The 24,241-nt window shown below is 68.7% G+C and carries 23 protein-coding genes; 18 read left to right on the forward strand and 5 right to left on the reverse strand.

The genetic code is table 11. The features are described 5' to 3' along the window. The first annotated feature begins 7 nt into the window (after positions 1 to 7). Positions 8 to 1,018: a type I glyceraldehyde-3-phosphate dehydrogenase gene (gap, locus tag VXM69_RS22275; RefSeq protein WP_367190168.1), complete on the forward strand. Its 1,011-nt coding sequence runs from the start codon at positions 8 to 10 to the stop codon at positions 1,016 to 1,018. Positions 1,019 to 1,114: 96 nt separating this feature from the next. On the opposite strand, the gene VXM69_RS22280 is transcribed toward gap, so the two are convergent. Then, positions 1,115 to 1,996, reverse strand: coding sequence for a LysR family transcriptional regulator (locus VXM69_RS22280; protein WP_367190169.1), 882 nt, complete (start codon positions 1,994 to 1,996; stop codon positions 1,115 to 1,117). Between the two features lie 150 nt (positions 1,997 to 2,146). Between VXM69_RS22280 and VXM69_RS22285 the strand changes: the two genes are divergently transcribed. Continuing rightward, a complete protein-coding gene (locus VXM69_RS22285) occupies positions 2,147 to 2,920 on the forward strand; it encodes an SDR family NAD(P)-dependent oxidoreductase (RefSeq protein WP_034186418.1) in 774 nt (257 codons plus the stop codon). A 15-nt stretch (positions 2,921 to 2,935) separates the two neighbouring features. Next, complete coding sequence (locus tag VXM69_RS22290) at positions 2,936 to 3,994, forward strand: L-idonate 5-dehydrogenase (protein ID WP_034186419.1); 1,059 nt, start codon at positions 2,936 to 2,938, stop codon at positions 3,992 to 3,994. 105 nt (positions 3,995 to 4,099) lie between these two features. Here VXM69_RS22290 and VXM69_RS22295 read toward each other — a convergent pair whose 3' ends face one another. Continuing rightward, entirely contained in the window at positions 4,100 to 5,299 is a 1,200-nt protein-coding gene (locus tag VXM69_RS22295; protein WP_034186420.1) for an MFS transporter, read from the reverse strand. A gap of 310 nt (positions 5,300 to 5,609) precedes the next feature. On the opposite strand from VXM69_RS22295, the gene cynR reads away from it, so the two are divergent. After that, a complete protein-coding gene (gene cynR / locus VXM69_RS22300) occupies positions 5,610 to 6,500 on the forward strand; it encodes a transcriptional regulator CynR (protein WP_367190170.1) in 891 nt (296 codons plus the stop codon). A gap of 36 nt (positions 6,501 to 6,536) precedes the next feature. Here the strand turns inward: cynR and VXM69_RS22305 are convergent, their stop codons facing one another. Next, positions 6,537 to 7,259, reverse strand: a complete 723-nt coding sequence (locus VXM69_RS22305) for a FadR/GntR family transcriptional regulator (RefSeq protein WP_175029127.1) — start codon at positions 7,257 to 7,259, stop codon at positions 6,537 to 6,539. A 212-nt stretch (positions 7,260 to 7,471) separates the two neighbouring features. On the opposite strand from VXM69_RS22305, the gene VXM69_RS22310 reads away from it, so the two are divergent. The 3 genes from VXM69_RS22310 (at position 7,472) to VXM69_RS22320 (ending at position 10,468) form a co-directional block, all read left to right on the forward strand. Further along, positions 7,472 to 8,794: a C4-dicarboxylate transporter DctA gene (locus tag VXM69_RS22310; protein ID WP_034186448.1), complete on the forward strand. Its 1,323-nt coding sequence runs from the start codon at positions 7,472 to 7,474 to the stop codon at positions 8,792 to 8,794. Positions 8,795 to 8,912: 118 nt separating this feature from the next. Continuing rightward, complete coding sequence (gene alc / locus VXM69_RS22315) at positions 8,913 to 9,920, forward strand: allantoicase (RefSeq protein WP_367190171.1); 1,008 nt, start codon at positions 8,913 to 8,915, stop codon at positions 9,918 to 9,920. A 14-nt stretch (positions 9,921 to 9,934) separates the two neighbouring features. Continuing rightward, positions 9,935 to 10,468, forward strand: coding sequence for an ureidoglycolate lyase (locus VXM69_RS22320; protein WP_034186449.1), 534 nt, complete (start codon positions 9,935 to 9,937; stop codon positions 10,466 to 10,468). 114 nt (positions 10,469 to 10,582) lie between these two features. Here the strand turns inward: VXM69_RS22320 and fur are convergent, their stop codons facing one another. After that, positions 10,583 to 11,011 (reverse strand): ferric iron uptake transcriptional regulator, encoded by a 429-nt coding sequence (gene fur / locus VXM69_RS22325; RefSeq protein ID WP_006753314.1) that lies wholly within the window; start codon positions 11,009 to 11,011, stop codon positions 10,583 to 10,585. Between the two features lie 141 nt (positions 11,012 to 11,152). Here fur and bamE point away from each other — a divergent pair, with 141 nt between their 5' ends. The 9 genes from bamE (at position 11,153) to VXM69_RS22370 (ending at position 20,363) form a co-directional block, all read left to right on the forward strand. Continuing rightward, positions 11,153 to 11,974, forward strand: coding sequence for an outer membrane protein assembly factor BamE (bamE, locus tag VXM69_RS22330; protein ID WP_034186423.1), 822 nt, complete (start codon positions 11,153 to 11,155; stop codon positions 11,972 to 11,974). A 62-nt stretch (positions 11,975 to 12,036) separates the two neighbouring features. Further along, positions 12,037 to 12,834: a 4-hydroxy-tetrahydrodipicolinate reductase gene (gene dapB / locus VXM69_RS22335; protein ID WP_049031358.1), complete on the forward strand. Its 798-nt coding sequence runs from the start codon at positions 12,037 to 12,039 to the stop codon at positions 12,832 to 12,834. 17 nt (positions 12,835 to 12,851) lie between these two features. Continuing rightward, positions 12,852 to 13,520, forward strand: a complete 669-nt coding sequence (locus VXM69_RS22340) for a MotA/TolQ/ExbB proton channel family protein (protein ID WP_034186425.1) — start codon at positions 12,852 to 12,854, stop codon at positions 13,518 to 13,520. A gap of 24 nt (positions 13,521 to 13,544) precedes the next feature. Next, positions 13,545 to 14,003: a biopolymer transporter ExbD gene (locus VXM69_RS22345; protein ID WP_059558032.1), complete on the forward strand. Its 459-nt coding sequence runs from the start codon at positions 13,545 to 13,547 to the stop codon at positions 14,001 to 14,003. A 181-nt stretch (positions 14,004 to 14,184) separates the two neighbouring features. Further along, a complete protein-coding gene (leuS, locus tag VXM69_RS22350; RefSeq protein ID WP_034186427.1) occupies positions 14,185 to 16,779 on the forward strand; it encodes a leucine--tRNA ligase in 2,595 nt (864 codons plus the stop codon). 38 nt (positions 16,780 to 16,817) lie between these two features. Further along, complete coding sequence (gene lptE, locus VXM69_RS22355) at positions 16,818 to 17,369, forward strand: LPS assembly lipoprotein LptE (RefSeq protein ID WP_034186428.1); 552 nt, start codon at positions 16,818 to 16,820, stop codon at positions 17,367 to 17,369. A gap of 18 nt (positions 17,370 to 17,387) precedes the next feature. Next, positions 17,388 to 18,482 carry a DNA polymerase III subunit delta gene (gene holA, locus VXM69_RS22360; protein ID WP_367190172.1) on the forward strand — a complete coding sequence of 365 codons (1,095 nt, stop codon included), beginning with the start codon at positions 17,388 to 17,390 and terminating at the stop codon, positions 18,480 to 18,482. A gap of 167 nt (positions 18,483 to 18,649) precedes the next feature. Continuing rightward, positions 18,650 to 19,921, forward strand: coding sequence for a glutamate-5-semialdehyde dehydrogenase (locus VXM69_RS22365; RefSeq protein ID WP_034186430.1), 1,272 nt, complete (start codon positions 18,650 to 18,652; stop codon positions 19,919 to 19,921). A gap of 19 nt (positions 19,922 to 19,940) precedes the next feature. Beyond that, positions 19,941 to 20,363, forward strand: a complete 423-nt coding sequence (locus VXM69_RS22370; RefSeq protein WP_107938103.1) for a CopD family protein — start codon at positions 19,941 to 19,943, stop codon at positions 20,361 to 20,363. 132 nt (positions 20,364 to 20,495) lie between these two features. Here VXM69_RS22370 and VXM69_RS22375 read toward each other — a convergent pair whose 3' ends face one another. After that, on the reverse strand, positions 20,496 to 21,344 hold the full coding sequence (locus VXM69_RS22375; protein ID WP_021158790.1) for a MurR/RpiR family transcriptional regulator: 849 nt from the start codon (positions 21,342 to 21,344) through the stop codon (positions 20,496 to 20,498). A gap of 293 nt (positions 21,345 to 21,637) precedes the next feature. On the opposite strand from VXM69_RS22375, the gene edd reads away from it, so the two are divergent. Continuing rightward, entirely contained in the window at positions 21,638 to 23,494 is a 1,857-nt protein-coding gene (gene edd, locus VXM69_RS22380) for a phosphogluconate dehydratase (protein ID WP_367190173.1), read from the forward strand. Between the two features lie 19 nt (positions 23,495 to 23,513). Further along, the gene (gene eda / locus VXM69_RS22385; protein WP_034186432.1) at positions 23,514 to 24,140 is read left to right on the forward strand and encodes a bifunctional 4-hydroxy-2-oxoglutarate aldolase/2-dehydro-3-deoxy-phosphogluconate aldolase; all 627 of its coding nucleotides are present in this window, start codon (positions 23,514 to 23,516) and stop codon (positions 24,138 to 24,140) included. Positions 24,141 to 24,241 lie beyond the last annotated feature (101 nt).

A 24,241-nucleotide genomic window follows, 5' to 3' on the forward strand; every position in this document is an offset into this window, starting at 1 on the left:
ATAGACCATGACGATTCGCGTCGCAATCAACGGCTACGGCCGTATCGGCCGCAACACGCTGCGCGCGTTTTATGAAAACGGCAAGAAGCACGATCTCGAGATCGTCGCGATCAACGACCTGGGCGATGCGAAGACCAACGCGCACCTGACCCAGTACGACACCGCGCACGGCAAGTTCCCGGGCGAAGTGTCGGTCGACGGCGACTACCTCGTCGTGAACGGCGACAAGATCCGCGTGCTGGCGAACCGCAACCCGGCCGAACTGCCGTGGGGCGAGCTGGGCGTCGACGTCGTGATGGAATGCACGGGCTTCTTCACGACGAAGGAAAAGGCGAGCGCGCACCTGAAGGGCGGCGCGAAGAAGGTCATCATCTCGGCGCCGGGCGGCAAGGACGTCGACGCGACGATCGTCTACGGCGTGAACCACGACGTGCTGAAGCCCGAGCACACCGTCATCTCGAACGCATCGTGCACGACGAACTGCCTCGCGCCGCTCGTCAAGCCGCTGAACGACAAGATCGGCCTCGAAACCGGCCTGATGACGACGATCCACGCATACACGAACGACCAGGTGCTGACGGACGTCTATCACGAAGACCTGCGCCGCGCGCGTTCGGCCACGCACAGCCAGATCCCGACGAAGACCGGCGCGGCGTCGGCCGTCGGCCTCGTGCTGCCGGAACTGAACGGCAAGCTCGACGGTTACGCGATCCGCGTCCCGACGATCAACGTGTCGATCGTCGACCTGTCGTTCATCGCAAAGCGCGACACGACGGTCGAGGAAGTCAACGCGATCATGAAGGAAGCATCGGAAGGCGCGCTGAAGGGCATCCTCGGCTACAACGACGCACCGCTGGTGTCGATCGACTTCAACCACAACCCGGCTTCGTCGACGTTCGACGCGACGCTGACCAAGGTGTCGGGCCGTCTCGTCAAGGTGTCGAGCTGGTACGACAACGAGTGGGGTTTCTCGAACCGCATGCTGGATACCGCTGTCGCATTCGCGAACGCGAAGTAATCCCGCACGTTGCGCGGCCACCGCGAGGCGGCCTGCGCGGCGAACGAGCCCGGCCGGTTTTTCCGGTCGGGCTTTTTTGTTGCCGCGTTCGGTGGCTCACGCCGCGGTCACCTGCTCGAGCGCGGCGGCGAACGCACGCTTCAGCGGGCTGTCGAGATCGGTCCACGCGAGGCCGATGCCGGTGCGGTGCCCGGCCAGGTCGAGCGGCCGCGCGAGCACGTTCGGCGGCAGCGCGCTCGCGGCTTCCGCCGGGATCAGCCCGATCCCCATGCCCGCCGCGACGAGCGCGAGCATCGTCGTGAATTCGCCGAACTCCTGGGCAATCTCGAGCGTCGTGCCCGCGCGGCTCAGCGCGAGCAGCATGTCGTCGTGAAAGCCGGGCGCGTAGCGGCGCGCGAGCACGAACACCGGCTGGCCGCCCAGCGCGGCCGGCGGGATCGGGTCGTGCACCGCGAGCGGATGATCGAGCGGCAGCGCGACGACGAAGCCTTCTTCCAGGATCACGCGCGTGTCGATGCCCGCATACGCGGCCGGCAGCCGGATCATCCCGAAATCGATCCGCCGGTCGCGCAGTGCGGCGATCTGGTCGGGCGTCGGCATGTCCTTCAGGTCGAGCGCGATCAGCGGATAACGCTCGCGCATCGTGCGCAGCACGGCCGGCAGCAGCGCGGGCAGCACCGACGACACGAACGCGATCCGCAGCGTGCCGATTTCGCCGCGGCTCGACAGCCGCGCCATCTGCTCCGCGCGCGCGGCCTGCTGCAGCGTGGCGCGTGCTTCGGGCAGGAACACGCGCCCGGTGTCGCTCAGTTCGACCTTGTGCCGGTCGCGCTCGAACAGGCGCGCGCCGAGTGCTTCCTCGAGTGCCTTGATCTGCATGCTCAACGCGGGTTGCACGATGCACAGGCGCCGCGCGGCGCGCCCGAAATGCAGCTCTTCCGCGAGCGTGACGAAGGCGCGCAATTGCTTGAGTTCCATGGTCGGCGGGCCCCCGTGGGCGGTAATCAGATTTCATGATAACCGGATCAAAAACAAGCATTGGCGCGGGGCCCGGCCGCCGGTGGAAGATAACGTCGACGCGAGACGGCCGCGACGGGCAGCCGGCTCCCCTGACATGAGGAGACATCGATGACTCACGCGCTTGACCGGTTCCGCCTCGACGGCCGCCGCGCACTGATTACCGGCTCCGGACGCGGGATCGGGCTGACGCTCGCCCGCGGACTCGCGGAAGCCGGCGCGGCGATCGTCATCAACGATCGCAATGAGGAGAAGGCCGCGACGCTCGCGCGCCGTTTCCGCGACGAAGGCTTCACGGCCGACCATGCGGTGTTCGACGTGGCCGAGCACGCGCAGGTGCGCGCGGCGATCGACGATGCCGAGGCGCGCATCGGCGCGATCGACATCCTCGTGAACAACGCGGGCATCCAGCGCCGCGCGCCGCTCGACACGTTCGACCCGGACGACTGGCATGCGCTGATGCGCGTGAACCTCGACGGCGTGTTCAACGTCGCGCAGGCCGTCGCGCGGCACATGATCGCGCGCGGCCACGGGAAGATCATCAACATCTGCTCGGTGCAGAGCGAACTCGCGCGGCCGACGATCGCGCCGTATGCGGCGACCAAGGGCGCGGTGCGGATGCTGACGAAGGGGATGTGCGCCGACTGGGCGCGCCACGGCATCCAGGCGAACGGCCTCGCGCCCGGCTATTTCGAAACCGAACTGAATCGCGCGCTGGTCGACGACGCGGCGTTCTCGGACTGGCTGTGCAAGCGCACGCCGGCCGGTCGCTGGGGGCGCGTCGACGAGCTGTGCGGCGCGGCGATCTTTCTCGCGTCGGCCGCCTCCGATTTCGTGAACGGCCAGACGCTGTTCGTGGATGGCGGCCTGACCAGCGCCGTTTGACGAGAGGAGAGGGTCATGCGTATGCGTTGCATGTGTGTGGTGATCCACGGGCCGAACGACCTGCGGGTCGAGGAGCAGGACGCGGGCGAGATCGGCCCGGGCCAGGTGCGCGTCGACGTCGCGATGGGCGGCATCTGCGGCTCCGACCTGCATTACTTCCGGCATGGCGGCTTCGGCGCGATCCGGCTGCAGCAGCCGATGGTGCTCGGCCACGAGGTGGCCGGCACGGTCGCGGAGGTCGCGCCGGACGTGACGTCGGTGAAAGTCGGCGACCGCGTCGCGGTCAATCCGAGCCGGCCGTGCGGCGCGTGCCGCTACTGCCTCGAAGGGCTGCCGAACCAGTGTCTCGACATGCGCTTCTACGGCAGCGCGATGCGCATGCCGCACGTGCAGGGCGCGTTCCGCAACGCGCTCGTATGCGACGCCGTGCAGTGCGTGAAGGTTGCCGATCACGTGCCGCTGTCGCTCGCGGCGCTCGCCGAGCCGTTCGCGGTCGGGCTGCATGCGGTGTCGCGCGCGGGCCCGCTGATCGGCAAGCGGGTGCTCGTGTCGGGGTGCGGGCCGATCGGCGTGCTTGCCGTCGCGGCCGCGCGCGTGCACGGCGCGACGGAGATCGTCGCGACCGACGTCGTCGAGGCGCCGCTGGCGGTGGCCAGTGCGCTCGGCGCCGACCGCACGATCAACGCGGCCGCCGATGCCGGCTGGGTCGCGCGTTACGCCGCCGACAAGGGCACGTTCGACGTGATGATCGAGTGTTCGGGCAATGCGCGGGCGCTGCGCGACGGGCTGGACGTGATGCGGCCGCGCGGTGTCGTCGTGCAGCTCGGGCTCGGCGGCGACGTCAGCCTGCCGCAGAACGTCGTGGTCGCGAAGGAGCTGTCGATCTGCGGATCGTTCCGCTTCCACGCGGAATTCGCGCTCGCGGTGCAGCTGATCAATGCGGGGCGCGTCGACCTGCGGCCGGCCGTCACGCGCGTGTTCCCGATGCGCGATGCGAATCTCGCGTTCGAACTGGCCGGCGACCGGCAGCGCGCGATGAAGGTGCTGATCGATTTCGCGGGCGAGACCGCGTGACGGCGCGGCGCTGACCCGCGACGGCCTCGACGCCGTCGCCACGAGGCACGCCCGCGATTCGCGCGGCGTGCCTCGGTCGTCGTGTCGCGGAAACGGAGGATCGCGTTACGGCGTGACCTGCCGCGTGCCGACACGTTGCGAGGCGAGCCACAGCGCGATCAGCACGCCCGACAGCGCCGCGCCCGCGATGCACACGCCGCGCCAGCCGGCGATGCCGTACGCGACGCTCGCCGCGAACGACCCGAGCGCGCCGCCGATGAAATAGCTCGTCAGGTAGATTGTCGTCACGCGGCTGCGCGCATTGCCGGCCAGCGCGTAGATCACGCTCTGGTTCGAGATGTGCATGCCCTGCACGCCGACGTCGAGCAGCAGGATGCCCGCGATCAGCGCCGCGAGCGAATGCGCGCCGGCCGCGATCAGTGCGAACGACGCGAGCACGGCCGCGGCGAACAGCCCCGTCGCCGCGTTGCCGTGGCCGCGATCGACGAGCCGGCCGGCCGACGTCGCCGCGAGCGCGCCCACCGCGCCGACGACGCCGAACAGGCCGATCCGGCCTTCGGAATAGCCGTACGGCGGCTGGCTCAGCAGGAACGTGAGGCCCGTCCACAGCAGGCTGAAGCACGCGAACACCAGCGCGCCGTAGGTCGAGCGCAGCGCGATCAGCGGTTGCGCGCGCACCAGCGCGACGAGCGACTTCATCAGCGCCGCATAGTCGACGCGCGTGTCGCGGCGATCCTTCGGCAGCTTCACGGCGAGCACGCCGGTCAGCGCGAGCACCATCACCGCGGCGATGCCGTAAACCGCACGCCAGCCGAACCCGTCGGCGATCGCGCCGGCCGCGACGCGCGCGAGCAGGATGCCGAGCAACAGGCCGCTCATCACGGTGCCGACCGCGCGGCCGCGCGAGCGCGCGTCGGCGAGCGATGCCGCGAACGGGACGAGCAGCTGCGTCGAGCAGGTGACGAAGCCGACCGCGACGTTCGCGACGACGAACGTCGTGAAATTGGTGCTGACGGTCACGGCGGCCAGCGCGACAACGTTGAGCATCAGCAGCCGCACGATCAGCGTGTGGCGGTTGACCGCGTCGCCGAGCGGGACGATCAGCAGCAGGCTCGCCGCATAACCGAGCTGCGTCAGCGTGACGAGATAGCCGAGCTCGGCCGGCGCGCGGCCGAAGCTGCGCGCGATCGCGGCGAGCAGCGGCTGCGCGTAATAGATGTTGCCGATGACGATGCCGCACGCGCAGGCGAACAGCAGCGTCATGCCGCGGGTGAGCGGAGGATGGTTGTCGTGATGCGGTTCCATGGTCGTGAAAAAACGGCGGCGCCGGCCGGCGGCATGGGGCCGTCGGTTGCGCGGTGTGACGGAAATCGGGGCCGGTGTGACGGATCGGCGGTGGGCCGATGCGCGCCGGGCGGATCGCGGCCGGGCCCGGATCGGGCGCGCGGCGGATCGTCGTGCGGCGGGCGCAGGCAGGGCGGGCCCGGGCGGGCCGCTCCGGTGCGGACAGGTGCGAGGCACGGGAACGGATGTGCGTATGATGCGGGAATCGCCCCATAGCGTCCAAGACTGGATCGTTATGGTATTCATTGGCAAAACCAATACGTTGGCCGCGATGCTTCTTCGCCACATCCGCTATTTCCTGGCCGTCGCCGAGCAACGCAGTTTCACGCGCGCGGCCGATGCGCTGCACGTGTCGCAGCCCACGCTGTCGCAGCAGGTGCGCCAGCTCGAGGACACGCTCGGCGTGCAGCTGTTCGACCGCTCGGGCCGCACGGTGCGGCTCACCGAATTCGGCGAAGTCTATGCACGCCATGCGCGCGCCGCGCTGCACGAGCTCGATGCGGGGCAGCGCGCGCTGCACGACGTTGCCGATCTCGGCGGCGGGTCGCTGCGGCTCGCGATGATGCCGACCTTCGCGGCCTACCTGAGCGGCTCGCTGATCGACGGTTTTCACACCGATTACCCGAACGTCGCGCTGACGATCGACGCGATGCCGCAGGCGCGCATCGAGGCGCTGCTCGCCGACGACCGGCTCGACGCGGGTTTCGCGTTCATGCCGCCGCGCGCGCCGGACATCGACGCGCTGCCGCTGTGGGACGAGCCGCTCGCGCTCGTGACGGGCCGCACGCACCGTCTCGCGCGGCGCCGCCGCGCGCTGACGCCGGCCGAGCTCGGCGGCGAGCCGCTGGTGCTGCTGAGCCGCGCGTTCGCGACGCGCGAGCGCATCGACCGGTACTTCATCGAGCAGGGCGCGCGGCCGACGATCGCGATCGAGACGAATACGATCAGCGCGGTGGTGGAGCTCGTGCGATGCGGCCGGCTTGCGACGGTGCTGCCCGATGCGATCGCGCGCGAGAGCGGCGAGCTGTGCGCGCTGGAGATCGATCCGCCGCTGCCGGCCCGCACGGCCGCGCTGCTCACGCGCAAGGGCGCGTACCGCAGCGTCGCGGCGCGCGCGTTCATCGAGCGCGCGCTCGCGTTCCGCTATCCGTCGGGCGGGTGACCGGGACGCCCGGGCCGTTTGGGAACCGGGGGCGCGTCAGGCGCCTGGCGTCGGGAAGAAGATGCCTGCGCGCTGCGCGGCGTTCGCGATGTGCGTTTCGATCGCGGTGCCCGCGGCGGCCGCATCGCGCGCGATCAGCGCGTCGACGATCGCGCGGTGCTCGTGCCATGTCGACAGCAGCAGCTCGCGCCGGTAGAACGGCATGCGCTGGCTTTCCTTCATGATGTCCGCGCTGCTGCGCAGCACCGATTCGATCGCCGCGTTGCCGGCCAGATGGATGATCCGCATGTGGAAGTCGAAGTCGAGCTGCGACGCTTCGTCGATCGCGTTGTCGGTCAGCGCGACGTGCAGGTCGGCGAGGTTGTCCTCGAACCATGCGATGTCGGCGTCGCTGACGACGCGCGCGGCCATCCGCGCGGCGAACCCTTCGAGCGCATAGCGCATCTGGTACGTATCGGGCGGCGACGACTGCTCGGAGAACTGCCACGGATGCGCGGCCGACGCCTGCGCGCTTTCGACATACACACCCTTGCCCGCCCGGATGCGCAGCATCCCGAGCGCCTCGAGCGTCGACAGCGCCTCGCGCAGCGACGCGCGGCTGATTTCCAGCTCCTCGGAGAGCTGGCGCTGGGCCGGCAGCAGGCTGCCGACCGGATAAACGCCTGCCTCGATCCGGTCGCGGATCGTCGCGATGGCGGCGTCGGTCACGGTATGCGGAACGTTTTTCATGGTGTGGACTTTGGCCGGTCTGACCGGCATTGTAATCCGCACGCGGGCAGTGCACGACGCCCCTACGGGAAAGCCACGATCCGACCCTGTCAGATGCGTTCCAAGCGGGCGGGCAGGGGCGGGAAATCCCTATTTTGTCGGTCCTTGACGCCACTATATCGGCTTCCTACTATCCACCATAACATCACTGGTCTTACCAGTATGAACAGACGAAACTGCAACCGTTGGATCGGGAGAGCGCCGTGTCGAAATTCCTCAATTCGCTGTTTGGCCGGGTAGTCGTCGCATTGATCCTGGGGGTCGCGCTAGGCGCGTTCTTCCCGCACTTCGCCGAGTCGCTGCGGCCACTCGGCGACGGCTTCCTGAAGCTGATCAAGATGGTCATCGGCCCGATCGTGTTCTGCGTCGTGGTCAGCGGGATGGCCAATGCGGGCGACCTGAAGAAGGTCGGCCGGGTCGGCCTGAAGGCCGTCGTCTACTTCGAGGTGATGACGACGATCGCGCTCGGCATCGGCCTGGTGCTCGCGTGGTTCACGCGCCCGGGCGTCGGGATGAACATCGACCTGCGCTCGCTCGACGCCGCGTCGCTCGCGTCGTACGCGAAGAACGCCGAAAGCCTGAAGGACACGGCCGGCTACCTGATGAAGATCATCCCCGACACCGCGATCGACGCGTTCGCGAAGGGCGACATCCTGCAGATCCTCGTGTTCGCGGTGCTGTTCGGTTCCGCGCTGTCGCTGCTGGGCGACAAGGCGCAGCGCGTCAACTCGCTGATCGAGGAACTGTCGCACGTGTTCTTCCGGATCATCGGCTTCATCATCAAGCTCGCGCCGCTCGGCGTGCTCGGCGCGATCGCGTTCACGACCGGCAAGTACGGCGTCGCGTCGCTCAAGCAGCTTGGCTACCTCGTCGCGGTGTTCTACGTGAGCTGCTTCGTGTTCGTCACGGTCGTGCTCGGCATCGTGATGCGCATCGCGGGCTTCTCGGTGTTCAAGCTGATTCGCTACCTGCGCGAGGAACTGTCGATCGTGCTCGGCACGGCGTCGTCGGACGCGGTGCTGCCGCAGGTGATGAGCAAGCTCGAATACATGGGCATCAAGGATTCGACGGTCGGCCTCGTGATCCCGACCGGCTATTCGTTCAACCTCGACGGCTTCTCGATCTACCTGACGCTCGCGGTGCTGTTCATCGCGCAGGCGACCAACACGCCGCTGTCGACCCATGACCTGATCGTCGTGCTGCTCGTGTCGCTCGTCACGTCGAAGGGCGCGCACGGCATCCCCGGTTCGGCGATCGTGATCCTCGCGGCGACGCTGTCGGCGATCCCCGCGATCCCGGTGCTCGGCCTCGTGCTGATCCTGCCGGTCGACTGGTTCGTCGGCATCGCCCGCGCGCTGACCAACCTGATCGGCAACTGCGTCGCGACGGTCGTCGTCGCGGTATGGGAAAACGACATCGACCGCGCCCGTGCGACGCGCGTGCTGAACCGCGAGCTGCGCTACGTGCCGGCCGACGAGGCAGGCCGCGCGGCGCCGGTGGGCGGCGACCAGGCTCACGCGCTCTGAGCGCGGCTCGGCGCGCGGGCCGGCTTCGCCCCTGGCCGTTGCGCGCGCTCGTCTTGCATGCGCCGGCGCCTCGATGCGCCGGCCTTTCACCAGAAATAACCGGAAATCAGGAGACGACATGGCAGCCCCCATTCTCGATCCGAACGCGCCCGCGTTTGCGCGGCGCTACATGAACCTTGCCGACCCGCGCCTCGGGGCGCAGGCGCTGTTCGCCAGCGACGAATTTTTCGCGCCGAAGGAGCGCATGCTGAATCCGGAGCCGGCCGTGTTCATTCCCGGCAAGTACGACGACCACGGCAAGTGGATGGACGGCTGGGAAACGCGCCGCAAGCGCACGACCGGCCACGATTTCTGCGTGGTGCGCCTCGCGCGGCCGGGCGTGATCCATGGCGTCGACCTCGATACGAGCCACTTCACCGGTAATTTTCCGCCGGCCGCGTCGATCGAGGCGTGCGCCGTCGACGGCGACACGCCGCCCGACGCCGCCGCGTGGCGGACGATCGTCCCCGCGACGACGCTGCAGGGCAATTCGCACCACTACGTGAGCGTCGACGACGCGCAGCCGGTCACGCACCTGCGCGTGAACCTGTATCCGGACGGCGGGCTCGCACGGCTGCGCGTGTACGGCCAGCCGCAGCGCGACTGGCGCCACGTGCCGGCCGGCGAGCTCGTCGATCTCGCGGCGATCGAGAACGGCGGTTATCTGGTGGCCGCGAACAACCAGCACTTCGGGCCGGCATCGCAGATGCTGATGCCGGGGCGCGGCGCGAACATGGGCGACGGCTGGGAAACGCGGCGCCGCCGCGAGCCCGGCAACGACTGGGCGATCGTCGCGCTCGCGCGGCCGGGCATCATCCGGCGCGTCGAGGTCGACACGGCGTTCTTCAAGGGCAATTTCCCCGACCGCTGTTCGCTGCAGGCCGCGCACGTCGCGGGCGGCACCGACGATTCGCTCGTCACGCAGGCGATGTTCTGGGCCGAACTGCTCGGCGAGCAGAAGCTGCAGATGGATCACGTGCACACGTTCGACCAGCTCGCGGCGCTCGGCCCCGTCACGCACGTGCGCTTCAACATCTTCCCGGACGGCGGCGTGTCGCGCCTGCGTCTGTGGGGCGAGCCGGCCTGAAGGAGGGCAGCGTCATGACCGGATCCCGCATCCTGCGCGTCGAACGCCTGACCCGCGAGGCGTTCGCGCCGTTCGGCGACGTGATCGCGCTCGAAGGCGCGCGGCACTTCCCGATCAACGGCGGCACGACCGAGCGCTTCCACGATCTCGCGGCGATCGACGTGTGCGCGGACGGCGGCCGGCCGCTCGTCAGCGTGTTTCGCGCGCAGCCGCGCGCGCTGCCGGTCGCGGTCACGCTGATGGAGCGCCATCCGCACGGCAGCCAGGCATTCATCCCGCTCGCGGCCGTGTCGCGCTATGCGATCGTCGTCGCGCCGGCCGGCGACTTCCGGCCCGATGCGATGCGCGCGTTCCTGGCCGAAGGCTGGCAGGGCGTGAACTACGCGAAGGGCGTCTGGCACCATCCGCTGCTCGCGCTCGACGCGCTCAGCGATTTCGTGATCGTCGATCGCGGCGGCCCGCAGCCGAACTGCGACGAGATCCCGCTCGAGTGCGCATGGACGCTGGCATTCGAGCCGGCTTGCGCGAGCGTCGAAGGGCATTCGTAAGCAATATTGGCCGGCCCGCGTGCCCCGCGCGGCGCGGCCCGAAAAGAAAAACGGCCCGGGCGGCGAGATGCCGGCCGGGCCGTGCTGCGTGCGCGACGCACGCGAATCGGCGGCTCAGTGCTTGCGGTGCGGGCAGTTCTCGGTCGTGCACGAGCCGTACATCGCGAGCGAGTGCTCCTGGAGCCGGAAGCCGCGCTCCTTCGCGATCGCCTGCTGGCGGCTTTCGATCTCGGCATCGAAGAATTCCTCGACGCGGCCGCAATCGAGGCACACGAGGTGATCGTGGTGCGAGCCCTCGTTCAGCTCGAACACGGCCTTGCCCGATTCGAAGTTGCTGCGCGTGAGCAGGCCGGCCTGCTCGAACTGCGTGAGCACGCGGTAGACGGTCGCGAGCCCGATGTCGAGCTGCTCGTTGAGCAGGTTCCGGTAGACGTCTTCGGCCGTCAGGTGGCGCACCGGGCTCTGCTGGAAGATCTCGAGAATCTTGAGGCGCGGTAGGGTGGCCTTTAGCCCGATATTCTTGAGATCCGTCGGATTGGTCATGGCTAGGCATCCCTAGAGTACAATGCAGGGCTTCAATGTTACCGGCTTTTCGCCGTTCCAGAAACACGCGCGGCCTGCACGCGGGCCAGCACGGTGAAGGAAATGATCCCAGAATCGCTTTCGCACTTTCAGAGGAGTCGCATGCGGAGTGCCATCATCGCTGCCGCCGCCGTCGTCGCGCTGGCGGGTTGTTCGTCGTACGACAGCGTGACGCAGCGCATTGCGCAGAGCATCACGCCCTATCGGATCACCGTCGTGCAGGGCAACTTCGTATCGCAGGAGAAAGCCGCGCAACTGCAGGTCGGCATGACGCGCGAGCAGGTCCGGGCATTGCTCGGCACGCCGCTGCTGGCGGACATGTTCCACGCCGACCGCTGGGATTACCTCTTCTACTTCAAGCGCGGCTCGACGTCGATCGTCCAGCAGCGCGATCTCGTCGTGACGTTCGCGGGCGATCGCCTCGCGGGCTGGACGGGCGCCGACAACCTGCCGTCCGAGCTCGACCTGCTGGCCGACATCGACGGCGACCGCGGCGGCAAGAAGGCGAAGGCGGCCGCGGCGGCGCGGAAGGCGTCGGAAGCCGCTGCCGCGAGCGCCGCGCAGGCGCAGGCGGCGGCGAGTACGCCGGTGCCGGATGTCGTCGCCAGCCCGTCCGTCGTGCCGGCCTCCGGCGCGGCGGTCGACCAGGATGCGAACGCGCAGGCCGCCCGTGCGGCGAACCGCGCGACCAACCAGGTGTCGGGACAGGGTTCGGCCGCACGCCGCTTCACGCCGTCCGCGCAGGCCTCGGGCGGTGCACCGGTGCCGGGCGGCCAGCCGCCGGGCGCCGCGCCGGCGATCCAGCCGCAGTTCCAGTTCCACCGCCCGCCGCAGCCGAACGTGTCGAACGAGGCGTCGCCGCCCGTCGGTCCGCAAGGTTCGGACAACCTGCAGAACCAGCCGCTCACCGCGCCGGCGCAGTAAGCGCGGTTGCGGAACCAGGGCGGCTCGCGCCGCCCGCCTTTAGACCTGTCGTGTAGAAAGCCATGAAGATTGCGATTGCCGGCGCATCGGGCCGAATGGGCCGGATGCTGATCGAAGCCGTTCTCAACGATGCCGACGCGCAGCTCGTCGGCGCGCTCGACCGCGCCGATTCGCCGTTCCTCGGCCAGGACGCCGGTGCGTTCCTCGGCAAGGAAACCGGGATCAAGCTGACCGACGACCTCGACGCCGTGTTCGCGCAGGCCGACTACCTGATCGATTTCACGCGCCCGGAAGGCACGATGGCCCACATCGCGGCCGCGCTGCGCCACGACGTGAAGCTCGTGATCGGCACGACCGGCTTCACCGCCGAGCAGAAGGCCGAGCTGCAGGCCGCGGCGGCCAGGATCGGCATCGTGTTCGCGGCGAACATGAGCGTCGGCGTGAACGTCACGCTGAAGCTGCTCGAATTCGCGGCGAAGCATTTCTCGCACGGCTACGACATCGAGATCATCGAGGCGCACCACCGCCACAAGGTCGATGCGCCGTCGGGCACCGCGCTGATGATGGGCGAGGCCGTCGCCGGCGCGCTCGGCCGCTCGCTCGACGAGTGCGCGGTGTACGGCCGCCACGGCGTGACGGGCGAGCGCGACCCGTCGTCGATCGGCTTCGCGGCCGTGCGCGGCGGCGACATCGTCGGCGATCACACCGTGCTGTTCGCCGGGATCGGCGAGCGCATCGAGATCACGCACAAATCGTCGAGCCGCGTGTCGTACGCGCAGGGCGCGTTGCGCGCGGTCCGCTTCCTGTCGGCGCGCGGCGCCGGCCTGTTCGACATGCAGGACGTGCTCGGCCTGCGCTGACCCACGGGGAAACTCCGATGGCGATACCCACCGGCGTTGTCCACTACCTCGAAAGCGGCGATGCGATCACGCATGCGGTCGCCTATGTGCTGCTGGCGATGTCCGTCGCCAGCTGGTGCTTCCTTTTCATGAAAGCCTGGCTCCTGGTCCGCGCGAAGCGCCAGGGGCCGCGCGCGCTCGCCGCGTTCTGGCGCGCGCCGTCGCTCGACGCGGGCATTGCCGCGCTCGCCGGCGCGGATCGCGAGCGCGTGTTCGTGCCGCTCGCCGAAGCCGCGCGCGACGCGGCCGACGACCATGACCCGGCCACGCTGGCCGCGCGCGTGGAGCGCGGCGAACGCGTGCTGCGCGCGCTGCGCCACGCGATGCTGCGCTCGCAGCGGCGTCTCGAATTCGGCCAGGTGCTGCTCGCGTCGATCGGCAGCACCGCGCCGTTCGTCGGGCTGCTGGGCACCGTGTGGGGCATCTACCACGCGCTCGGCAGCATCGCCGCGAGCGGGCAGGCGCAGATCGAGAACGTCGCGGGGCCGGTCGGCGAGGCGCTGATCATGACCGCGTTCGGGCTCGTCGTCGCGATTCCCGCGGTGCTGGCCTACAACATCCTCGGGCGGCTCGTCCGGCAGCTCGCCGAGGAACTCGACGGTTTCGCGCGCGACCTGCACGTGTTCGTGTGCGCGGCGGGCGCCTGACCGACGGGCGCGGGAGGAACGACCATGGCATTCGGCGGGCTCGAGCACCACAAGACGTCCGCGCCGATGGCGGAGATCAACATGACGCCGCTGATCGACGTGATGCTCGTGCTGCTCGTCATCTTCATCATCACCGCGCCGCTGATGACGCACGCGATCCGGCTCGACCTGCCGAAGGTCGCGGCCAGCGTCGCGCGCGACACGCCGTTATCCGTCACCTTGTCGATCGACGACGCCGGCAAGCTGTACTGGGACGACGCGCCCGTCGCGCTCGACGCGCTGCCCGCGCGCTTCCGGGCCGCCGCCGCGGGCGCCGCGCCGCCGGAGCTGCGGCTGCGCGCGTCGCGCGCGACGCGCTACGACGTGATCGCGCAGGTGATGGGCGCCGCGCAGGCCGCGGGCCTCACGCGGATCGGTTTCGTGACCGACGTGCCGCCGCAGGCGGGCGCCGCCGCGCCGGCCGCCGCCACGGCGAAACCCTGACGCGCCCCGGTTGCGGGCCCCGGCCCGCGAGACCGGCCGTGCGGGCCGGCGCGGGCGGTATAATCGTCGTTTTTCCCGGTCCGGCAACAGCCCGCCTGTTCCCGCGCCGGGCATGCACGCCTTTCGATCCACTGCTGCGCGCGAGCCGTCGCGCCGCTTAAAGCCTAGCCCGAACCACACCATGCACGAAAGATACGTACCCGCCGACGTCGAAGCCGCCGCCCAGGGCGACTGGCGCGCAGCCGATGCCTACAAGACGCAGGAAGATTCGCAGAAGCCGAAGTTCTACTGCGTGTCGATGCTGCCGTACCCGTCCGGCAAGCTGCACATGGGTCACGTGCGCAACTACACGATCAACGACGTGATGTACCGCTATCTGCGGATGAACGGCTACAACACGCTGATGCCGATGGGCTGGGACGCGTTTGGGATGCCGGCCGAGAACGCCGCGATGGCGAACGGCGTGCCGCCCGCGAAGTGGACCTACGACAACATCGACTACATGAAGGGCCAGATGCAGTCGATGGGCCTCGCGATCGACTGGTCGCGCGAGATCGCGACGTGCAAGCCCGACTACTACAAGTGGAACCAGTGGCTGTTCCTGAAGATGCTCGAGAAGGGCATCGCGTACAAGAAGACGGGCACCGTGAACTGGGACCCGGTCGACCAGACCGTGCTCGCGAACGAGCAGGTGATCGACGGGCGCGGCTGGCGCTCGGGCGCGCTCGTCGAGAAGCGCGAGATCCCGATGTACTACCTGCGCATCACGCAGTACGCCGATGAACTGCTGAACGACCTCGACGGCCTCGGCTGGCCCGAGCGCGTGAAGATCATGCAGCAGAACTGGATCGGCAAGAGCTTCGGCGTGAACTTCGGCTTCCCGTACGAACTCGACGGCGAGCAGAAGCTGCTGCGCGTGTTCACGACGCGCGCCGACACGATCATGGGCGTCACGTTCTGCGCGATCGCGGCCGAGCACCCGCTCGCCACGCGTCTGGCGCAGGACAAGCCGGAACTGCTCGCGTTCATCGACGAATGCAAGCGCGGCGGCGTCGCCGAAGCCGACGTCGCGACGATGGAAAAGAAGGGCGTCGCGACGGGCTTCTCGGTCAAGCACCCGCTGACCGGCGAGCCGGTCGAGGTGTGGATCGGCAACTACGTGCTGATGAGCTATGGCGAAGGCGCGGTGATGGGCGTGCCGGGCCACGACGAGCGCGACTTCGCGTTCGCGAAGAAGTACGACCTGCCGATCAAGCAGGTGATCTCGGCCGAAGGCCAGACGTACTCGCTCGACGCATGGCAGGAGTGGTACGGCGACAAGGAAACCGCGGTCTGCGTGAACAGCGGCAAGTACGACGGCCTGCGCTACGCGGAAGCGGTCGACGCGGTCGCGGCCGACCTGAACGCCGGCGGCTTCGGCGACAAGCAGGTCACGTGGCGCCTGCGCGACTGGGGCGTATCGCGCCAGCGCTACTGGGGCACGCCGATCCCGATCATCCACTGCCCGTCGTGCGGCGACGTGCCGGTGCCGGAACAGGACCTGCCGGTCGTGCTGCCGGAAGACCTCGTGCCGGACGGCTCGGGCAACCCGCTCGCGAAGTCGGAAGCGTTCCTGAACTGTTCGTGCCCGAAGTGCGGCGCGGCCGCGAAGCGCGAAACCGACACGATGGACACGTTCGTCGATTCGTCGTGGTACTTCTCGCGCTACACGGCGCCGGACGCCGACACGATGGTCGACGCACGCACCGATTACTGGATGCCGATGGACCAATACATCGGCGGCATCGAGCACGCGATCCTGCACCTGCTGTATTCGCGCTTCTGGACCAAGGTGATGCGCGACCTCGGCCTCGTGAAGTTCGGCGAGCCGGCGAAGAACCTGCTCACGCAGGGGATGGTGCTGAACGAGACGTTCTACCGCGAGGACGCTTCGGGCAAGAAGACCTGGTACAACCCGGCCGACGTGACGGTCACGCACGACGACAAGGGCCGCCCGGTCGGCGCGACGCTGAACACGGACGGCCAGCCGGTCGTGCTCGGCGGCATCGAGAAGATGTCGAAGTCGAAGAACAACGGCGTCGATCCGCAGGTGCTGATCGACCTGTACGGCGCCGACACCGCGCGCCTGTTCACGATGTTCGCCGCACCGCCCGAGCAGCAGCTCGAATGGTCGGGCGCGGGCGTCGAAGGCGCGAGCCGCTTCCTGCGCCGCGTGTGGAGCTTCGGCTACGGCAACCGCGAGGCGCTCGCCGCGCGCGCGGGCTTCGATGCAGCCGCGCTCGGCGAAGCCGACAAGGCGCTGCGCCGTGAGATCTACAGCGTGCTGAAGCAGGCCGATTTTGACTACCAGCGCCTGCAGTACAACACGGTCGTGTCGGCCGCGATGAAGATGCTTAACGCGATCGACGGCGCGAAGGGCGCGACGCCCGGCGTGCTGCGCGAAGCGTACGGCGTGCTGCTGCGCGTGCTGTACCCGGTTGTGCCGCACGTCACGTTCGAACTGTGGAAGGCACTCGGCTACGCGGACGAATTCGGCCCGCTGCTCGACGCGCCGTGGCCGAAGGTCGACGAGGCCGCGCTCGAGCAGGCCGAGATCGAACTCGTGCTGCAGGTGAACGGCAAGGTGCGCGGCGCGCTGAAGGTGGCGAAGGACGCGAGCCGCGAGGCGATCGAAGCCGCGGCGGTGGCCGACGAAGCATTCGCGAAGTTCAGCGACGGCAAGCCGGCGAAGAAGATCGTCGTCGTGCCGGGCCGCCTCGTGAACATCGTCGTCTGACGGCCGCCAGCCGTCGGACGTACCCAGAAGGAGCGAAGGTGATCCGCAGATCGTTTTTGATGCTCGTCGGCAGCGCGGTCGCGCTGTCGGCATGCGGCTTCCAGTTGCGCGGCCAGCAGGACTACGCGTTCAAGCACCTGCTGGTGGCCGGTGCGCCGGCGCCCGTCGAGGCGCGTCTCACGCGCCTCGTCGAGGCCGGCAGCGACACGAAGATCGTCAAGTCGGCGGACGACGCCGACGCCGTGCTGCGCATGTGGGAGTCGCGTGGGCAGAACACGCTGACGCTCAACAAGTTCGGCTCGGCGCAGGAATACGCGCTGTTCTATACGCTGAACTACACGCTGACGAGCAAGGACGGCACCGTGCTGATCCCGCCGAGCGCGATCGCGCTGAACCGCGCGATGACGTACAGCGACCAGTACACGAACGCGAAGGCGCAGGAAGCCGACATCCTGTACGGCGACATGCAGAACGACGCGGTCGACCAGCTGATGCGACGTCTCGCGATCGTCCATTCGCTGACGCCGGCGCCGGAGGACGTGGTGCCGGGTGTCGCGCCGCGCGCGCCGCTGCCGCCGCCGCCGCTCTGATCGACGGCGCACGTAGCGATGCAATTGCGACTTGATGCGCTGGAGCCGCACCTCGCGAAGGGGGTGGCCGGGCTCTATACCGTCTACGGCGACGAGCCGCTGCTCGCGCAGGAAGCGTGCGACCGCATTCGTGCGGCCGCACGCGCGGCCGGCTTCACCGAGCGTTCGGTGCATACGGTCGAGCGCGGCTTCGACTGGAGCGTGCTGCTCGGCGCGACCCAGGCGATGTCGCTGTTCGGCGAGCGCCAGCTGATCGAGCTGCGCATTCCGTCGGGCAAGCCCGGCAAGGAAGGCGCCGATGCGCTGAAGACGCTCGCGGCCGCGCCCAATCCCGACGCGCTGATGCTCGTCACGTTGCCGCGTCTCGATGCGGCCACGCAGAAATCCGCGTGGTTTACCGCGCTGCAGAACGGCGGCGTCGCGCTGAAGATCGATCCGGTCGATCGCGCGCAACTGCCGAACTGGATCGGCCAGCGTCTCGCGATGCAGGGCCAGCGGGCCGCGCCCGGCGACGACGGGCGGCGCGCGCTGCAGTTCATTGCCGAGCGCGTCGAAGGCAACCTGCTCGCCGCGCACCAGGAAATCCAGAAGCTCGGGCTGCTGTATCCGCAAGGGACGCTGTCGTTCGAGCAGGTGCACGACGCGGTGCTGAACGTCGCGCGCTACGACGTCTTCAAGCTGAACGAAGCGATGCTCGCCGGCGACGCCGCGCGGCTCGCTCGGATGATCGACGGGCTGAAGGGCGAGGGCGAGGCGATCGTGCTCGTGATGTGGGCCGTCGTCGAGGAACTGCGCACGCTGCTGCGGATCAAGCGCGGCGCGACGGCCGGCAAGCCGCTGGCGACGCTGCTGCGCGAGAACCGCGTATGGGGGCCGCGCGAGCGGCTGATCGGCCCCGCGCTGAACCGCGTGTCGGAAGGCGTGCTCGAGAAGGCGCTCGCGTTCGCCGCGAAGCTCGACCGGCAGGTCAAGGGGCTCACGGCCGTCGTGCCGGGCCGCCGCACGCAGGACGAGCCGCCGCCCGATCCGTGGGACGGGCTGTTCCAGCTCGCGATGACGGTCGCGGGCGCGCGCGGCGAGCGACCGCCGACCGCGGGTCGCGTGCGACGCTAGGTCCCGTCCGGGCCGTCAGCGCGCACGGCGCAACCCGCTTACAATATTTCGATTGCCGGCGCGGCGTGTCTGCCGCGGCCTAGCGCGGATGGCTGCCCCGGATGGCCGTCCGCGCGCTCCCCCACGAATTCATGCCGCTCCGCGCGGCTCGCTTCTCGAGTCACACGATGGATATCGATCAGTACATGACCGACCTGGGCCGTCGCGCCCGGCACGCTTCCCGCGCGATGGCGCGCGCCAGCACGGCCGCGAAGAACGCGGCGCTCGACGCGGTGGCCCGCGCGATCGAACGCGACGCGCAGGTGCTGAAGGACGCGAATGCGCGCGACGTCGCCCGCGCCCGTGAAAAGGGGCTCGATGCAGCGTTCGTCGACCGCCTGACGCTGTCGGACAAGGCGCTGAAAACGATGGTCGAAGGGCTGCGCCAGGTCGCGTCGCTCGCCGATCCGATCGGCGAGATCGGCAACCTCAAGTATCGCCCGAGCGGGATCCAGGTCGGCCAGATGCGCGTGCCGCTCGGCGTGATCGGCATCATCTACGAATCGCGCCCGAACGTGACGATCGACGCGGCCGCGCTGTGCCTGAAGTCGGGCAACGCGACGATCCTGCGCGGCGGCTCCGAAGCGCTCGAATCGAACGCGGCGCTCGCGAAGCTGATCGGTGAAGGGCTCGAGGCGGCCGGCCTGCCGCAGGACGCGGTGCAGGTCGTCGCGACGGCCGATCGCGCGGCGGTCGGCAAGCTGATCACGATGACCGAATACGTCGACGTGATCGTGCCGCGCGGCGGCAAGAGCCTGATCGAGCGCCTGATCAACGAGGCGCGCGTGCCGATGATCAAGCACCTCGACGGCATCTGCCACGTGTACGTCGACGATCGCGCCGATCTCGCCAAGGCGCTGACCGTCTGCGACAACGCGAAGACGCACCGCTACGGCACCTGCAACACGATGGAGACGCTGCTCGTGTCGGGCGGCATCGCGGCTGCGCTGCTGCCGCCGCTCGGCAAGCTGTATCGCGACAAGCAGGTCGAGCTGCGCGTCGATGCGGCTGCGCGCGCGGTGCTCGCCGATGCGGGCGTCGGTCCGCTCGTCGACGCGACCGAAGAAGACTGGCATACCGAATATCTCGCGCCGGTGCTCGCGATCAAGGTCGTCGACGGCCTCGACGCCGCGATCGAGCACATCAACCACTACGGCTCGCATCACACCGATGCGATCGTTACCGAGGATCACGACCGCGCGATGCGTTTCCTGCGCGAGGTCGATTCCGCGAGCGTGATGGTCAACGCGTCGACCCGCTTCGCGGACGGCTTCGAGTTCGGCCTCGGCGCGGAAATCGGCATCTCGAACGACAAGCTGCACGCACGCGGCCCCGTCGGCCTGGAAGGGCTGACGTCGCTGAAGTACGTCGTGCTCGGACACGGCGAAGGCCGCCAGTAACCCGCGAGGCGCACCACCAATGGCAATGCTCTGGGTCAAGACGTTCCATATCGTTCTGATCGCCGCGTGGTTCGCGGGGCTCTTCTACCTGCCGCGCATCTACGTGAACCTGGCCATGGAGACCGATCCGGCCGCGGTACGCCGCCTGCTGCTGATGGCGCGCAAGCTGTTCCGCTTCATGACGATGATCGCGGTGCCGGCGCTGGCCTGCGGGCTGTGGCTGTGGCTCGTGATCGGCATCGGGCAGGGGCAGGGCTGGATCCATGCGAAGGTGACGGTCGTGCTGCTGCTCGTGATCTACCACGCGTACTGCGGGCACTTGTTGAAAGTGTTCGAGCGCGGCGAGAACAAGCGTACCGACAAGTGGTATCGCGTGTTCAACGAACTGCCGGTGCTCGGCATGCTTGCCGCGGTCGCACTGGTCGTGATCAAGCCGTTCTGAGCGGCGCGGCCGGCGCGGTGGCCGGTGCGGACCCCTGCGCGACGGCGCCCCTCGGGGCGCCGTTTGTCGTTGACGTGCGTGTTACGTGCCGGCTGATGCGCCGGTCATGCGCCGGCCGACCGCCACGCGCCGTCAATCCTTCGTGCCGTCGTCGATCCGGCGCCGCGTGATCGCTTCCTTCGCGCGGCCGACCCGTTCCATCAGCGCGGGGCCGCGCGACAGCGCCACGCCGACCGCGAGGATGTCGCCGATCGCGAGGTGCGACATCCGCGACGTCATCGGCGAGAACACGTCCGTTTCCTCGGCAACGTTCGACGCGAGGCTCACGGTCGCGAGCTTCGCGAGCGGCGAATGGCTCTGCGTGATCGCGACGACCTTCGCGCCGCACGCGAGCGCGGAGCGCGCGGCGTCGACGATGTCGCGCGTGCGGCCGGTGTTCGAGATCGCGACGACGACGTCGTGCGGCCCGAGCAGCGCGGACGACATCGAGAACGTGTGCGGATCCGAGTACGCGACGCTCGGCACGCCGAGCCGGAAGAACTTGTGCTGGATGTCCTGCGCGGCGATGCCCGAGCCGCCGGCGCCGTAGAACTCGATCCGCGACGCGTTCGACAGCAGCGCGATCGCCTCGGCGACGCTGCCGGCGGACAGGCTGTTGCGTACTTCGATCAGCGCGCCGATCGTGCGGTCGAACACCTTGCCGATGATGCCGGGCGCCGGCTCGTCGGGTTCGACGTCGCGATAGACCGACGACACGCCCGGCGCGACGCTTTGCGCGAGCCGGATCTTGAATTCGCGAAAGCCGCTGCAGCCGAGTGCCTGGCAGAAGCGGGCGATGGTCGGCTGGCTGACGCCCGCGCGCGTCGACAGCTCGGTCATCGCGAGGTCGAGCACCTCGCGCGGCGCGGCAAGGATGTAGTCGGCGAGCTTGCGCTCGGACGGGCGCAGCTCGGCGCGGATCGCTTCAATGCGAGGCAGCATGGGACGGCACGTGAAAATCGGGTTCGGATGAGCGAGTGTATCGCAATCGAATTGTAGAAAATCTACATGAAATTACTAGCGTCATTGTGATGCTTCTGATGGGGTGACGGCAGGTGAAATTAGGGTTTTCACTAGTTTAAGCCTTGCTGGTGGCGGGAATAAGGGTTGTGCGGCTGTCGATCCGCATTGCGTGCTTGTAGTTTTTCTACTAGACTGGCTTCGTTCGGTCGACGCACTCGACCGTCCCCACGATTCCAACCGCCGGTGTCGGCCGGCATACAGGAGCGCCCAGCATGACGTCGCTGCACCCCACCCTGGCGAAGGTCACCGAACGCGTGATCGCCCGCAGCCAATCGACCCGTTCCGCCTATCTGCAGCGCATCGACGGCGCGCAGGGCAAGTTCCCGGCACGCGGCGCGCTGTCGTGCGCGAACCTCGCGCACGGCTTCGCGGGCCTCGAAGGCAACGACAAGTTCTCGATCAAGGCGATTCGCGAGCCGAACATCGGCATCGTGTCCTCGTACAACGAGATGCTGTCGGCGCATGCGCCGTACAAGGAGTTCCCCGAGATCATCAAGGCGGCCGCGCGCGAGAACGGCGGGGTCGCGCAGTTCGCCGGCGGCGTGCCGGCGATGTGCGACGGCGTCACGCAGGGCAACCCGGGCATGGAGCTGTCGTTGTTCTCGCGCGAAGCGATCGCGATGGGCACGGCGATCGCGCTCACGCACAACATGTTCGACGCGGCGCTGTGCCTGGGCATCTGCGACAAGATCGTGCCGGGCCTCCTGATCGGCGCGCTGCAATTCGGCCACCTGCCGACGATCTTCGTGCCGGCCGGCCCGATGACGAGCGGCCTGTCGAACGACGACAAGGCGAAGATCCGCCAGCAGTTCGCGACCGGCCAGGTCGGCCGCGACGCGCTGCTCGAAGCCGAATCGGCCGCGTATCACGGCCACGGCACCTGCACGTTCTACGGCACGGCGAACAGCAACCAGATGCTGATGGAGCTGATGGGGCTGCACCTGCCGGGCTCGGCATTCGTGCATCCGCACACGCCGCTGCGCACCGCGCTGACGGCCGAGGCCGCGCGCCGCGTGCTCGACCTGACCGTCGAGCGCGGCCATTACACGCCGATCGGCCATGTGATCGACGAGAAGGCGATCGTCAACGGCATCGTCGCGCTGCTCGCGACGGGCGGCTCGACCAACCACACGCTGCACCTGGTCGCGATCGCGCGCGCGGCCGGCATCCTGATCGACTGGAACGACTTCGACGAACTGTCGGCCGTCGTGCCGCTGCTCGCGAAGATCTACCCGAACGGCAAGGCCGACGTGAACCACTTCCACGCGGCGGGCGGCGTCGCGTTCCTGGTGCGCAACCTGCTCGAAGGCGGGCTGCTGCACGAGGACGTGACGACGGTGGCCGGCAAGGGACTGTCGCACTACACGAAGGAGCCGAAGCTGATCGACGGCAAGCTGACGTGGGTCGACGGCGCGGCCGAGAGCCACGACACGAAGGTGCTGCGCGGCATCCGCGACCCGTTCCAGCCGGACGGCGGCCTGCGCCTGATGCAGGGCCGGCTCGGCCGCGGCGTGATCAAGATTTCGGCGGTCGCGCCCGAGCACCGCAAGGTGACGGCGCCCGCGATCGTGTTCGATTCGCAGGAAGCCGTGAAGGAAGCGTTCGATCGCGGCGAGCTGAAGCGCGATTTCGTCGCGGTCGTGCGCTTCCAGGGCGCGCGCGCGAACGGGATGCCCGAGCTGCACCGTTTGACGCCGCTGCTCGGCGTGCTGCAGGATCAGGGTTTCCACGTCGCGCTGGTGACCGACGGCCGCATGTCGGGCGCGTCGGGTAAGGTGCCGGCCGTGATCCACGTGTCGCCGGAAGCGCTGCTGGCCGGCCCGCTGGGCAAGGTGAAGACGGGCGATACGCTGGTGATCGACGCGGAAGCCGGCGTGCTCGACATCGAGATCGACGACGCCGAGTGGCATGCGCGCCCGGTCGCGCAGCCGCTGCACCAGGCCGAGAACGAGGTCGGCTTCGGGCGTGAACTGTTCGGCGTGTTCCGCGCGGCCGCGGCGCCGGCCGAGCAGGGCGCATCGGTTTTCGGGACGCTGGTCGGCGAAACGGCCGCCCACGTCGCCGCATGAATTTCAAGGAGCCAATTCAATGAAGACGATTGCTGAAATCGTGAAGCTGGGCCCGGTCATTCCGGTGCTCGCATTCGACTCGGTCGAGCAGGGCGAACACGTGTCGCGCGCGCTGCACGCAGGCGGCGTGAAGGTACTCGAGATCACGCTGCGCACGCCGGCCGGCCTGGAGGCGATCCAGCGCGCGAGCCAGCTCGCGGACGACATCGTCGTCGGCGTCGGCACGATCACGAAACCCGAGCACTGCGCGCAGGCGAAGCGCGCCGGCGCGAAGTTCGGCGTGTCGCCGGGCCTGACGAAGGACCTGCACCTCGCGTCGCTCGACGCGGGCCTGCCGCTGCTGCCGGGCGTGATGACGCCGAGCGACATCATCCAGGCGCTTGAATTCGGCTACGAGATCGTGAAGTTCTTCCCCGCGCAGCAGGCAGGCGGCGTGCCGATGCTGCAGGCGTTCCACGGCCCGTTCCCGGCGCTGAAGTTCTGCCCGACCGGCGGCATCACGGTCGACACCGCGCCGAATTTCCTGAAACTGCCGAACGTCGTGTGCGTCGGCGGCTCGTGGCTCACGCCGAAGGCCGCGCTTGCCGCGCAGGACTGGGCCGAAGTCACGCGCCTCGCGCAAGCCGCGAGCCAGCTGCCGCGCTAATGCTTGTATGAAATGAAGAAAGAACCCTCGGAAGCAAGCGCTTAGTGCTTGTTTTACCGAGGGTTTTTGCTGATGGAACCGGTTCTATCCGCAGGCCGTAA

The organism is Burkholderia sp. Ed8, from assembly GCF_040761425.1.
In the GTDB taxonomy this organism is placed as follows: domain Bacteria; phylum Pseudomonadota; class Gammaproteobacteria; order Burkholderiales; family Burkholderiaceae; genus Burkholderia; species Burkholderia seminalis.